At 64.9% G+C, this 13,866-nt stretch carries 11 protein-coding genes; all 11 read right to left on the minus strand.

Going from position 1 to position 13,866, the window contains the following annotated elements:
• Positions 1–1,283: UDP-N-acetylmuramate--L-alanine ligase (gene murC / locus V7116_RS15040; protein WP_324392764.1), on the minus strand; the 1,283-nt coding region annotated here is incomplete at its 3' end.
• 65 nt (positions 1,284–1,348) lie between these two features.
• Positions 1,349–1,879, minus strand: coding sequence for a CvpA family protein (locus tag V7116_RS15045; protein ID WP_324392765.1), 531 nt, complete (start codon positions 1,877–1,879; stop codon positions 1,349–1,351).
• A 147-nt stretch (positions 1,880–2,026) separates the two neighbouring features.
• Positions 2,027–3,121, minus strand: coding sequence for a UDP-N-acetylglucosamine--N-acetylmuramyl-(pentapeptide) pyrophosphoryl-undecaprenol N-acetylglucosamine transferase (locus tag V7116_RS15050; RefSeq protein ID WP_324392789.1), 1,095 nt, complete (start codon positions 3,119–3,121; stop codon positions 2,027–2,029).
• Positions 3,054–4,421, minus strand: a complete 1,368-nt coding sequence (locus V7116_RS15055) for an FtsW/RodA/SpoVE family cell cycle protein (protein WP_324392766.1) — start codon at positions 4,419–4,421, stop codon at positions 3,054–3,056. Before V7116_RS15055 ends, V7116_RS15050 begins: the two co-directional genes overlap by 68 nt.
• 53 nt (positions 4,422–4,474) lie before the next feature.
• The gene (locus V7116_RS15060; RefSeq protein ID WP_324392767.1) at positions 4,475–4,693 is read right to left on the minus strand and encodes a hypothetical protein; all 219 of its coding nucleotides are present in this window, start codon (positions 4,691–4,693) and stop codon (positions 4,475–4,477) included.
• Positions 4,694–4,705: 12 nt separating this feature from the next.
• Positions 4,706–5,245: a DUF1349 domain-containing protein gene (locus V7116_RS15065; protein WP_324392768.1), complete on the minus strand. Its 540-nt coding sequence runs from the start codon at positions 5,243–5,245 to the stop codon at positions 4,706–4,708.
• Between the two features lie 244 nt (positions 5,246–5,489).
• A complete protein-coding gene (gene murD, locus V7116_RS15070) occupies positions 5,490–6,923 on the minus strand; it encodes a UDP-N-acetylmuramoyl-L-alanine--D-glutamate ligase (RefSeq protein WP_324392769.1) in 1,434 nt (477 codons plus the stop codon).
• A gap of 530 nt (positions 6,924–7,453) precedes the next feature.
• Complete coding sequence (locus V7116_RS15075) at positions 7,454–8,449, minus strand: Gfo/Idh/MocA family protein (RefSeq protein ID WP_324392770.1); 996 nt, start codon at positions 8,447–8,449, stop codon at positions 7,454–7,456.
• A 31-nt stretch (positions 8,450–8,480) separates the two neighbouring features.
• Positions 8,481–9,473, minus strand: coding sequence for a Gfo/Idh/MocA family protein (locus V7116_RS15080; RefSeq protein ID WP_324392771.1), 993 nt, complete (start codon positions 9,471–9,473; stop codon positions 8,481–8,483).
• Between the two features lie 141 nt (positions 9,474–9,614).
• The gene (locus V7116_RS15085; RefSeq protein ID WP_324392772.1) at positions 9,615–11,171 is read right to left on the minus strand and encodes a hypothetical protein; all 1,557 of its coding nucleotides are present in this window, start codon (positions 11,169–11,171) and stop codon (positions 9,615–9,617) included.
• 631 nt (positions 11,172–11,802) lie between these two features.
• Complete coding sequence (gene uvrC / locus V7116_RS15090; RefSeq protein ID WP_324392773.1) at positions 11,803–13,695, minus strand: excinuclease ABC subunit UvrC; 1,893 nt, start codon at positions 13,693–13,695, stop codon at positions 11,803–11,805.
• Positions 13,696–13,866: the final 171 nt, after the last annotated feature.

Raw genomic sequence — 13,866 nt, forward strand, 5'->3', positions numbered from 1 at the left:
GCGAACGCGCCCGTATACCGCGCGTCGGGGTGATCGGTGGGCCGGATCAGGTCGGCCATGCCGCGCGCGTCCAGGCCGGGCGTGATCTCCTCGCGCACGGAATACACGTCCGTCACCAGGATGTGATCGGCGCGGCTGAAGCACCACGTAAAATCGGTCGCCAGCGCGCGCATGCGTCCATAGGTGTGCGGCTGCCACACCGCCCACAGGTCGCGCACGCCGGGCCGCTGGCGGTGCGCTTCCAGCGTCACGCGGATCGCGGTTGGGTGGTGCGCGTAGTCGCTGATCACCGTCACGCCGCCCGCCTGCCCCAACGTCTCGCCGCGCCGCTGCGTGCCCATAAAGCTGGAAAGCGCCGCCGCGATCGTCTCGAACGGCACGCCCAGGTGGCTCGCCACCGTGATCACCGCCAGCGCGTTCTGCACATTGTGATGCCCGTCCAGCGCCAGATGCACGTTACCGGCCACCGCGCCGAACTGCCCGCCGCGCCGCACGTTGAAGCGCATCCCGCCCGCCGGGTCCGGCTCGATCTCAGTCGCGGTCCAGTCGCCAGATGTCGTGCCGGTCCCGTAGCTGCTGACGGGGCCGTCCATGCGCCAGCGTTCCCGCCCCAGCGCGAAGGCCGGTTCGTCGTCCGCGCAGACCACCAGGAGCCCGTCGGGTGGCAGTAAATGCGTGAACGCCTGGAACGCGGCGGCCATCTCGCCCCAGGTCGGGTAGCAGTCGGGATGATCGTGCTCGACGTTGGTCACCACGGCGATCTTGGGCCGCAAGCCGAGGAACATGCGGTCGTACTCGTCCGCCTCGATCACAAATTCCGGCCCCTTGCCCACGCCCGCGTTGGTCCCGGTGTTCTGCATCACCCCGCCGACGATATATGTGGGGTCGCGCCCCGCCTCGATCAGCGTGTGGGCCAGCAGCGCGGTGGTGGTGGTTTTACCATGCGTGCCCGCCACCGCGATCCCGGTGCGGTTCGCCATCAGCTCGCCCAGCAGATCGCGCCGCCGCAGCACGGGGATGCCCTGCGCGCGCGCCGCCGCCACTTCGGGGTTGCTGTCCGGCACGGCGGAGGAAATCGCCACCACGTCCGCCCCGCCGACGTTTTCCGCCGCGTGGCCCTCGTAAATCGTCGCGCCGTTGGCCTGCAGCTCGCGCGTGAGGTTGTTCGCGTGCAGATCCGATCCGCTGACGACGAAGCCGCGCTGCAACAGCACCCGCGCGATGGCGGACATGCCGAACCCGCCGATGCCAATAATGTGGATATGCTGGCCGGAATGGAGCATACCAGACGCTCTTTTAGTGTCCATAAATCAATACCAATCAGATGGAAATGGGGATCGGCCGCCGCTCAGATGATCGCGACGATGACGAAGACGAACAGCCCGATCATCAGCAGCGACAGCACGTTGCCATCGCCGCTCAGCATCCAGCTCAGCGGCAGGGCGCTGACCAGATTCGCGCTGGCCGATCCCGGCACGACGGGCAGGATGTTCGGACTCAACGGATATTCGAGGTTATCCATGTACCACCACAGCGACCCGATCAGCAGGTAGCCGTTCAGCCCGCCGATCAGCGCGCCGAGGATGCCTTCCTGCAGGCCCTCGCGCACCACGTTGCGATTGCTGCGCACGAAGCGGTCCGGCGGCGTCTGGTACGCGAACACGGCCAGCGTCACCAAAATCGCGGCTTGCAGGTAAAACTTGGCCTGCTGCTGTCCGTCGGTCAGCGGATCGATCACGATCGTCTCGAACTGGCGCAGCGCGAACAGCGCCAGCACGATTCCGGCGGTTGCGATCAGTTCTTTGGTCCAGCCGCGCATGAACCCAATCACCGCAAACAGCCCTATCATGAAGTATAGGAAACTGGAGAGTTGTATCATCGGCCTCGCCCTGGGTTTGAACGACCGCGCCCCGCGCCGCCCCAATAACCGGCTCCCCGCGCAGACAGCGACCAGCGACACACTGACTGTATTGTAAAGCCGTATTGTAGAACGTGTACGCCAATCGTCAAAGTGGACCTGTTTCCCTCACGCCCGCGCCTGATTGAGCACCAGCCGCGCGATGGCGTCCGCGCCATCCGAGCGCTTGAGCGCGGCCATCGCCTCACGCATCGCGCCCAGCCGTGCCGGATCGTTGAATAAATTGCGCAGCAGCGGCAGCAGATCGTCGCCCAACCGCTCGTCTTCCAGGCGGATGCCCGCGCCGTGCGCCGCCAGATAATCCGCATTGACCTTCTGGTAGCGCCACGCATAGGGGTACGGAACCAGGATCGCAGGCAAACTGTGCTGCGGATATTCGGCCAGCGACGAGGCTCCCGCCCGGCTGACGACCAGATCCGCCGCCGCGAATGCGTATCCGATGTCGCTGCGATAGGGGAAGATCTGGTAAAACGCGCGCTGTGCTGCGTCGAGTGCCGCGTGCCGCGCCTCGACCTGCTGCCAGTCGAGCTTGCCGGTGATGTGCAGGATTTGCACACCCTCCGCCAGCAGTGCGGGTGCGATCTCACCGATCGCGGTGTTCAGGCTGCGTGCCCCCCGGCTCCCGCCGAAAACCAGCAGCGTGCGCCGCGCCGGATCCAGCCCAAACAGGCGCAGCCCTTCTTCGCGCGTGGCGTCCAGCAGTGCCGGGCGCAGCGGGTAGCCGGTCACGACCACGCGCTTGCCGGGGAAGTACGCTTCGGTATCGGGCACGGTCGCCGCGATGACACGCGCCATGCGGCCCAGCACCTTCAGCGCCAGCCCCGGCTCGATGTCCGGCACGTAGATCACGATCGGGCGGCGCAGCAGCCAGCCCGCCGCCGCCACGGGGAAGCCCACCCAGCCGCCGGTCAGAAACAGGGCTTGGGGCCGCGTGCGCAGCACTAGGATCAGCGCCTGAATCATACCCACCAGCAGCTTGAACGCGCTGGCGATCTTCTGCCCCAGCGGGACGCCGTGCAGCGGCCCCGCCACCACCTCGTCGAACCGGTCGAAACGAACGTCGGCCCCGGTCACCAGATCGCGCACCACGTCGCCGCGCGCGCCGACGAATATCAGCTTACCCTCGGGATCGAGCTTACGGAGTGCCCCGGCGACTGCTAACGCGGGGTATACGCCGCCCCCGGTTCCCCCGGCTGAGATCATGATCCTCACGCGAGTCTCTCCAATCCTCATCGAGCGCGCCCACGGACGGCGTCTGACGCCGCTTGGGAACCGACTGTTTGGCGGCGGCCCGCGAGACGTTGAGCATCAGGCCCACCCCGGCCATCGCCGCCACCAGGCTCGACCCTCCATAACTGATAAACGGCAGCGGGACGCCCGTCGGCGGCACGAGCGCGGTCATCACCGCGATGTTCAGCAGCGCGTCATACGCGATCCAGCACGTCACCCCCGCCGCCAGCAGCCCGCCGAACGTATCCGGCGCGTAGCGCGCAACGGTGAAGCCGCGATAGATCAAAATGACGAACAGTGCGATCACGAAAAACGAGCCGATCAGCCCTGTTTCTTCCCCGATAATGGCGAAGATGCTGTCCGTATGCGGGAACGGCAGGTTGTTCGAAAACTTCATCTTGCTTTCGCCCAACCCCACACCCATCAGGCCGCCGTTGAGAAACGCAGTCACCGCCTGCTGAACGTGCGAGCTGGCCTGCGTCAGGTCACTGACGGCATTCAGGTGCGCGTCGATACGCTGGCTGGCATAGTCGATGTGCGTGATGAGCTGCCAACCCACCAGCCCCATCGCCCCGCCGATCACCCCCAACTGCACCCAGTCCGCGCCCGCGATGAAAAACATGCTGAGCGCGGTCGCCAGGATGCTCGCCGCCGTGCTGAGGTCCGGCTGGAGCACGATCAAAAACGCGACCGTGCCGACCAGCACGCTGAACGGCAGCAAGCCGTACGTGATCTGCTTGATCTTCGAGCGCTTCGACGCCAGCCACGCGGCCATGTAGATCACCACGGTGAACTTGGCGATCTCGCCGGGCTGGATCGAGCCGCGAATCAGCGAGCGCTGCGCCTCGAAACGCGTATCACCAAAGCGCAGCACGGCGACCAGCAGCAGGATCACGCCGAACATCATCACCACGGAGATGCGCCGCCAGAAGTGGTAATCCAGCCGCGCCAGGAGAAACAGCGCCAGCGCGCCGATCGCCATCGAGCGCACCTGCCGGATGAAAAAGTAGGTCGTTTCATCCGGGTTGCCCGTCACCTGATAGCTGACATCGATCGAGGCGCTGTACACCATGATCAGGCCGACGGCGCACAACACGCCCACGACCAGGATCAGGTACAGGTCGTACCCCGCGGCAAACAACCGGCGGCGCTCCGCGACCCGCTGCGGATCGATAGGCGGCGCAGGCGGCTTGCGCGGCGGTTTCTTGAACGCGTCCGAATAGTTGAAGTCGCCGTCTTCTTCGATGTATTCCGGCAGTGCAGGATCAGACATGCTTCGCTCTCACGACCATTCCGACCGATGACCGGCAATTGTAGCGCAGAAATTTACCACTTGCTGCGCCGGGACTTCGAACGATCGTCGGGCGGGTCCAGCCGGTAGCGGCGCAGCACGGCCATCATAATGCCGATCCAGGCGATCAACACGATAGAGCGCACCGTGACGCCCCACGGCAGCGCCAGCGCGACCCCGATCACGAGGCCGGTCAGCACCAACATCACCGTGATAGCACGGCGCGCTTCGGTTTCTGGCGGGCGATCCGTCACAAACAGCGTCCTTTAATCAATAGGCCGAACGGTAAAGCCGTCGAAGGTCACGGTAAAGCCGTCCCCATCCGGCGAGCAGCACATCGGCCCCACCTCGACCGCGCCGCCTTCCGGCATGTACGCCAGCCGCAGCATGATGAATTCCGCGCCGTCGAGCGAGTAATGTACCTCGATCGCGTCGCCGCTGCGCTTCAGCCGCAGCCAGATCGCAGCCGGGCTTTCTTTCAGCGGGACCACCGACCAGTCCGAGTGATCGTTGGTGGACACGGCGCTGGCGTGCTGCACGCCCTCCACGAACTCGATACCGCACTTCAGCCAGTGCGCGTCGTCCTGGCGGACCATCAACCCGGCCTGATCGTACAGATCGTGGTACTGCCCGGCGACCTTCACTTCCGCCACAAAATTGCCGCTGACAGTCTGGCCATAGACATGGCCGTTGTCGCGCACGAAGCCGTAGTGCGTCTTGCGCCAGAAGTCGGTTTTCGGCCCGGTGGTGACGGTCAGCGTGCCGTTTTCCTCGGACCAGTGGGGCGGTTCGTTGAACCATTTCATGTTATTAAAGTCCTTGTGTGTTCAAACAAAATAAAAGTCGCTTTTAACGGTTAGCCATGAGCGGCGTTCACAGACACATCAGGGTTTCGTAGGGGCGGGGCTTGCTCCGCCCGCCGTACACAAGACAAGCAGTTGTTGGCGTGGTAGGGGCGTATAGCCATACGCCCCGCCATTTCACCAGCAAACCGGGAAACGACATATGCCCGTAGGGGCAATTCATGAATTACCTCTACAAATTCCACCCTCAATCCGTCCCCGCCAGCCCATGCACCAGATCGCGGAAGTGCTGGCCGCGCGCGGCGAAGTCCACGTACTGATCGTACGACGTGCCGCCCGGACTCAGCAGCACCACGTCACCCGGCTGCGCGATCGACTGCGCCAACGGGACGGCATCATCCAGACCGGTCACCAGCTCGATCCGTTCCAGGCGCGTACCGGGCGTCCCAGCCTGGGCGCGCCGCATGTGCTCGACCACCTGCGGCCCGAACTCTCCAAACGCGATCACCGCGCGGCAGCGCTGGGCCGCCAGCGTCGCCATTTCCGTCCAGGGCAGATGCTTGTCGCGCCCGCCCGCCAGCAGCACGATCGGCTCCGTATAACTGCGCAGCGCCGCGCTGACCCGCTCCGGCGCGGTGGCGATGCTGTCGTTGACCCACGTCACGCCGTCGATCGTGGCGACCGGCTCCTGCCGGTGCTCGACGCCCGTGAAGACCTCGATCGCGTCGCGCATGGCTTCCACGGGGATATATCCCGCCCCGGCAACCGCACACGCCGCCAGCACGTTCATCACGTTATGCTCGCCGCGCAGGCAAATCGCGCTGCGCGAGCACACGGTCTGGTACGCGAGGCCCGGCGCGCTGTCGCCGCCCGTCACGATGATCTCGTCGTGATCCAGGTACGCGCCCGACGCGACCGGACGCCTCAGCGAAAAATAGGCCAACCGCCCCGGCGCGCGCATACTCAGTTCGTGCGCCACCGGATCGTCGTAGCCGAACACGGCCACGTCCGGCGGACGCTGGTGCAGGAAAATGTTTGCCTTCGCCGCCGCATACGCATCGATCGTGCCGTGCCGGTCCAGGTGATTTGGCGTGACGTTGAGCACCGCCGCCACGCTCGGGCTGATCGTCATCAGCTCCAACTGGAAGCTGCTGAGTTCCATCACCACGACGTCATCCGGCCCGATCTGCGGCAGCACGTCCAGCAGCACGTCCCCGATATTGCCGCCGACCCACGTCTGCCGCCCGGACGCACGCCCCATCGCGCCCACCAGGGCGGTCGTCGTGGTCTTGCCCGCGCTCCCGGTGATGCCCAGCACCGGCGCGGGGCAGCGCTCCAGGAACAACTGCGCATCGTTGGTCACGCGGACACCGCGCCGCAGCGCCTCCTGCACGATCGGCAGGGTGAGCGGCACGCCGCCGCTCAGGCACAGCACGTCCGCATCGTTCAGCAGGCTGACGGGGTGCCCGCCCAGCTCGAACCGCACCGGCTGCCCGTCGAACGCCGCGATCTCCGCCGCGAGCTTTTCGGCGGACCGGTTGTCCGAAAGCGTCACCTGCGCGCCGATCGTCGGCAGCCACCGCGCAAGCGCCATGCCCTGCCGCGCCATACCGAGCACCACCACGTGCTGCCCGTCGAGCGGATCGGGGCCGGAAAAGTCGGGATCAATGTGAGGAATCATGGCGGTTCACCTTTGGCACAGCACGCCGCGCAGGGAGCAAGATATGGACAGGGGCGTATGCGCTACGCCCCTACAAAAACTCTACCACGGCTTGATTGGGTTGGCGAGAGGGTACGCGCGATTTCGGCATCATGTGCCGCGTAGATCGTAGGGGCGTATAGCTCTACGCCCCTACCAATCGCCTGACAATTACGGAAATGCGGGGAATAAAAGGCAGGGCGGGTTAGAAACCCGCCCCTACAAAACTCGCCTAGACGCTGCCCTCTTCCCAGATGCAGGAGGTGCTCGACCAGCGCGCCAGGGTCGATACCTGTAGGGGTAGGGCTTGCCCTACCCGGCTTCGCGGACAACGGGCGGGGCAAGCCCCGCCCCTACGAAAGGCCGTGTTCCCCTCGGAACTGCTCTTAATGCGTACGGAAAAAAACCGCCCCTACACGATTAGCCTGCCTCCCCGCTCCAACTTGATTGGAAAGGGGCCGGGGTGAGGTCTGCTTTTGCCTTCGCCTCTGCTTCCGGCTCACCGTTGCACTCTACAACTCGACGCGCACGCCTTCCCGCGCCGACTTGAAGATCGCGTCGATCACGCGCATATTCTTCACCGCGTCTTCCGGCGGATAGCGCAGGTCGGCCTCGCCGCGCACCGCCCGGCAGAAGTCTTCGGCCATCAGCACGTACGAGTTCTGCGGCGGCAGCGTGATCCGCTCCTGCGCGATGCGATCCGGGCCGAGCTTCACCAGCTCCACCGGGATATCGCCCTTGGGGTTATAGGTGTGGTTGGACGCAATCGAGCCTTCGGTGCCCACTACCTCGTAATAGCGGCGCAGCGGCAGCGCGAAAGAGCAGTTGATGTGCGCGAATACCCCGCCGGGGAACTCCATCGTGGCGACGGCCAGATCGTCGATGCCGGACGAATGCCAGCGAATTTGCCCCGTTACGGCCACCGGTTCCGCTTCCGCGATGAAGCGCGTGAACGAGATCGGGTAGCAGCCCACGTCGTACAGCGCGCCGCCGCCCATCGCCGGATCCCAGCGCACGTTGTCGGCGTCGGTCAGCATGAAGCTGAATCCCGCGTCGATGAACCGCATCTCACCGATCGCGCCCTGCCGAACCATCTCGCGCAGCTGCAAGCCCTGCGGATGGTGCCGCCACTGGAACGCCTCGGCCAGCTTCAGCCCGGCATCCGCGAAGACCCGCACCATTTCCTCGGCCTCCTGTGCGTTCAGCGCGATCGGTTTTTCGCACAGGACGTGCTTGCCCGCCTGCGCCGCGCGGATCGCCCAGGGCTTGTGCAGGTGGTTCGGCAGCGGGATGTAAATCGCCTCGATGCTCGGATCGGCCAGCAGATCCTCGTAGCTGCCGTAGGCCTTCGGGATGCCGAGCCGCTCCGCGAAGACGCTCGCGCGGTCTTTGTCGCGGCTGGCGACGGCCACGACTTCCGCGTTGCTGGCCGCCTGAATCGCCGGGATCACGGTGTTTTTGCCGTGACCCGCCGTGCTCAAAATGCCCCACCGTACCTTGTCTGCCATGTGCTGTGCCTCCGTGGTCTACGGCTGACGGTTAGGAAAGCTCGACGCGCACGCCCTCACGCGCCGACCGGAAAATCGCGTCGATCACGCGCATGTTGTTCACCGCGTCCTGCGGGCCGTACAGCGCGGGTGCGCCATCCAGCACCGCCGCGCTGAAGTCGCGGATCATCAGCATGTACGAGTTGACCGCCTCCAGGTTGATCGTCTCGGTGCGCTGCTTGCGCTCCCCGGTGCGGAAGATCTGGCCGGGGTGGTCGGCCTGCGGGTTGTACGCGCGGTGCACTTCCAGCCCGCCCAGCGGCCCGACGATCTCGTACGTGTCGCGCCAGGGCAGCGTGAAGCCGCACGCGATCTGCGCCAGCACCCCGCCGGGATATTCCAGCGTAGCGACGACCAGATCGTCCACGCCCATCGCGTTCCAGCGGATCTGCGCCGTCACCGCCAGCGGCTCCCCGGCCATGAAGCGCGTCAGCGAGACCGGGTAGCAGCCCACATCATACAGCGACCCGCCGCCCGTCTCCGGCTTGGCGCGAATGTTGCCCGGATCGTCGAACGTGATGCTGAACTCCGCCGTGATGAAGTTCAGCGGGCCGATCGCCCCCTCGTGCAGCAGGTCGCGCACGGTGATCGCCTGCGGGTGGTGCCGCCACTGGAACGCCTCGGCCAGCTTCAGCCCCGTGCCCTCGAACGCCCGCGCCATTTCTTCGGCTTCCGCCGCGTTGAGCGCAATCGGCTTTTCGCACAGCACATGCTTGCCCGCCTGCGCCGCGCGGATGGCCCATTCTTTGTGCAGGTGGTTCGGCAGCGGAATGTACACCGCGTCGATGTCGGGATCGGCCAGCAGGTCTTCATAGCTGCCGTAGCTGGTGGGGATATTCAGTTCGTCGGCGTAGACGCGGGCGCGCGCCGCGTCCCGGCTGGCGACGGCGGCGGGTGTGGCGTTCGGCGCTTCGTGCATGGCGGGAATAACGAGGTTCTTCGCGTGCAGGGCGGTGCTCAAAATGCCCCAACGGCAGGTGCTCATAATCTATAACTCCTTCAAAGAAGCGAAAAAACAGTAATAAGTCGTTAGTTTCTAGTCGTTAGTCAGGACGGACGGCGCCCCATATCTCCGAGCGCCGGGCAGTACTAAAAACTAACAACCAATCACTAACGACTGCTTTTCTCACTGCACGGGCGGGATCTCGAAGCAGGCCGAGGGAATCTCAACGAACATATCGCCGCGCACCCAGCCGCCATTGGCAAGCTGCCACCACGTGAAACCATCCGTGCCGGTCGCCCAGCCGTTAACCTGCACCGTCTCGCCCTGCTCCAGCGCCGACAGCGCCTCGTAATCGACCCCCGGCCCGGAGCGCACATTGATCTGGCCCAGGCTGGTCGTCAGCGCGCATCCCGTGTTGGTCGTCGTGCCGCCGGACGTATCCTGCGCCGTAGTCGGCTGCGGCGCGACTGCACCCGCGCCCGCATCCGTGGGCAGTTGGTCGGGCGGCGGCATGAATGTCTGCGTCGCACCCACCACCGGGATCGACGCGCCGCCCCCGCTGAGGCCGTACAGCGTCAGGAAGGCCGGATCGCCGCCCACGGCCATCAGTTGGCCGTCAGGGCTGAACGCGACCGTTTCCGCCGGGCCGTCCGTAACGATGCGCTGCGCCTCGGTTTGCAGCGCGATGCTCCACAGGCGCACGGCGTTGTCGTCGATGCCACCCGCCGCCGACGCCAGCAGCGATCCGTCCGAGCTGAACGCGACCGCATACAGATTCTCCGAATAGCCATCGAGCGTGGTCAGCGGGCTGCCGGTCGCCACGTCCCAGACGCGCACGGTGCGATCCGCGCCCACCGACGCCAGCAGCGTGCCGTCAGGACTGAACGCCACATCCGTGACGTTGCCCGTATGCCCGGTGAGGGTGCGTTCTTCCGCGCCGGTCAGCGCGCGCCACAGCCGGATCGTGTCGTCTTCACTGCCGCTTGCCAGCAGCGATCCGTCCGGGCTGAATGCGACCGAGGTCACGTACGACGAATGCCCTTGCAGGGTCGTCACACGCTGGCGCGTGCCCACGTCCCACACGTACACCATGCCATCGTCGCTCCCCGCCGCCAGCAAGTTCCCCTGGCTGCTGAACGCCACCGCGTTGATCGCGCCCTGCGGCCCGGTGAGCGGCTCGACGGCCTGCCGCGTGGTGACGTTCCACAGCCGCACGACACTGTCGTTGCCGCCCGCCGCGAGCCATTGGCCGTCCGCGCTGAAAGCGACGCTGTTGGTGCGATTGCCCGTATCGGGCAGTTCGGCGGCCAGCGCGCCCGTGCTCGCGTTCCACAGCCGGACCGCGCCGTTCAGTGCGCCGGAGGCCAGCAGCGTGCCATCCGGGCTGAACGCGACGCTGCTCACCGAGCTGTTCTGATCCGAGACGCGAATCAGCGGCGTTATGTTTCCCGCCGTCTGCGCGGTGATCGCGCCCTGCGGAACCGGCAGCGCGGTTGGTCCGGCGGTCGGCTGGATGAACACGGTCGGTTGGGATGTCTGAGTCGGCGCGGTTTGCGCCACCGGAGTCGGGGAGGAATACGGTTCGATGATGATCTGCGGCTCGCTGTCGAACAGAATCGGCCCCAGCACCACGTACAGCAGCAGGCACAGCAGCACGAATGCGGACGCCGTCACGACCAGCAGGAACCAGTTGATGCTCTGTTCTTCGCGCTCGCCGAACGCGGTTTTAAATTTCGCCATAGCTTTCTATTGTACATGCTTCCCCGCGTGAGACCATTCATTTTCGGGCCAAAATGCCCGATTTCGCCCCTAACAGCTCGCCATTAACGGCCAAAAATACGGTTTTCAGAGGTTAACCGTCAGTTTATGGGTTGGGGCGGGCGCATGACGTTCGCGTTTTTGGCGGCGCACAGGCCGTTGTGGGTAGGGGTGGCTGGCCCTGCCGGTTTTCCGGTTGGCGGACGACGGGGCTCGTCTTACGAGGTACACAGGATCGTGGAAACAAAATTCGGGCAGGGTAGAAACCCATACGCATTGAGTTAAGCCCATTTAAGGGGAAAATAGACTATCACGCTTTTCGTAGGGGCGATGCAAGCATCGCCCGTTAGGAGAAAAAACGGGTAGAGCAAGCTCTACCCCTACGGTTACCGCCGTTAATGGTTTGGTTTGAAGCCAGGAGAAACGGTCTTGTCTGCTCCGTTAGCTTAATGCGGATGGGTTAGAAACCTACCCGGGTTTGCTCCCAAGCGAATAGGTGACAGGAATACGGGCGGAGCAAGCCCCGCCCCTACGGATTGCGCCAGAGGTGAAATGCCCTTCGCTTTTGCGCTTGTCTTTGCTAACCGCTAATTGCTAACGGCTATTCGCTGCTCTATCCCCCCAGCGCCGCCTTGATATTCTCCGCGATCTCGCGCGTGATGCCCGGCACAGCGGTCAACTGCTCGATGCTCGCCTGCCGAATCGCCTCGATATCCTTGTCGAACGCCTTCAACAGCGCTTTACGCCGCGCGGGGCCGATGCCCGGCACGACTTCGAGCTGGCTGGCGATGCCCGCCTTGTTGCGGCGCGCGCGGTGGCTGGTGATGGCGAAACGGTGCGCCTCGTCGCGCACGCGCTGCACGAGGTACAACCCCTCGCTGCGGCGCGGCAGCACCACCGGATTGGTGCGCTCCGGCAAATACAGCTCCTCGAACTGCTTGGCGAGGCCGGTCACCGGGACGCGGGTCGTCAGTCCGAACGCTTCCAGCACCTCGACCGCCACGCCCAACTGCCCCTTGCCGCCGTCGATGATCAGCAGGTCCGGCAGCAGCCGCCACGTCTCCTCGCGATCGACCTTGCCCGGCGCGGTCGCCGTCGGATTTTCGATGGCGTCCACGTAGCGCCGGAAGCGCCGCGTGAGCGCCTCGCGCATCGACTGGTAGTCGTCGGAGCCTTCGTGCATCACGGTGTTGATGTTGAACCGGCGGTATTCGCTCTTGCGCGGCACGCCCTGCACGAACACCACGCGGCTGGCGACGATGGCCGTGCCTTGCGTCGTGCTGATGTCGAAGCACTCGATCCGGTTGGGCGGCTTAGGCAGGCCCAGCGCCTCCTGAATCTCGCGCATGGCCGTTTCCTGCTTGACCGTATCCGTCGCCCACTGCGAGCGCAAAATGTTCAGTTTTTCGGTCGCGGTCTGCGCCGCCAGCTCGACCAGCTCGTGCTTGTTGCCGCGCTGTGGCACGGTCAGCTTGACTTTCTTGCCGCCGCGCTTGTCGCGCAGCCACTGCTCGATGATGCGCGCCTCCTCGACCTCGTGCGGCAGGACGACTTCGCGCGGGATGTCGCTCGCTTCTTCGTAGAACTGCGTCAGGAAATTCTCGACGATCTCCTGCGCGCTTTCGTCTTCCGTGCCTTCCAGCACGAAATATTCGCTGCCCACCAGCCGCCCGTTGCGGATCAGGAACATCTGCACGCAGGCGTCGCTGCCTTCCTGCGCGAACGCGATCACGTCCTGATCGGCCTTAACGTCCGCCACCAGCCGCTGCCGCGACGAGATCTGCGCCACGACGCGCAGTCGGTCGCGCAAAATCGCCGCCCGTTCGAAGTCCAGCGATTCCGCGGCCTCGTCCATGCGTCCCCGCAGATCGTTCAGCACGCTGTCGGCGTGGCCGTCCAGCACGCGGATCAGCCCGTTGATGTTCTCGCGGTACTCGGCCTGCGTCTGCGCGCCGATGCACGGCCCGCCGCACAGCTTGATGTCGTAATAGAGGCACGCGCGCGGATCGTTGCCGGTGATCTCGCGGTCGCAGGTCAGGTATGGGAACGCGCGGCGCAGCACGTCCAGCGTCTCGCGCACCCCGCCCGCCGACGTAAACGGCCCGAAGTAGCGGTGGCCGTCGTGCCGGTCGATGCGCCGGATCATCTCCACGGTCGGATACGCATCGCCGGTCCGCACGCGGATGTACGGGTAATGCTTGTCATCCTTGAGCAGAATGTTGTAGCGCGGCTTGTGGACGCGGATCAGCTCCGCCTCGGTGATGAGCGCCTTCAGCTCGTCCCCGGTCAGGATGAACTGGATATCCGCCACGTCGTGCCGGATGCGCAGCACCTTCGGGTCGAGGTTACTGGGCTGGAAGTAGCTGCGCACGCGGTTGCGCAGGCTTTTCGCCTTGCCCACGTAGATGATCGTGCCGGTCGGATCGATCATCTGGTAGACACCCGGCTCGGTCGGTAGGTTGTTGAGAATATCCTGAATGTGGGGGAGTGGTGCGTATTCAGCCATAGTCAGTGGTCAGCCGTTAGCCATCAGGTTTCAGCGAACAGATAGAACAAAAAAAATGCCGGAGGCGCGCTTTTCGTAGGGGCGGAGCTTGCTCCGTCCGGCTGTTCGGCTTTTCGCCTTTCCGCCGCCCCACGTCTCTAACACATTTGTTCTCTATTGTACCGCGTTTAC

It is taken from the genome of Aggregatilinea sp. (assembly GCF_036822615.1).
In the GTDB taxonomy this organism is placed as follows: domain Bacteria; phylum Chloroflexota; class Anaerolineae; order Aggregatilineales; family Aggregatilineaceae; genus Aggregatilinea.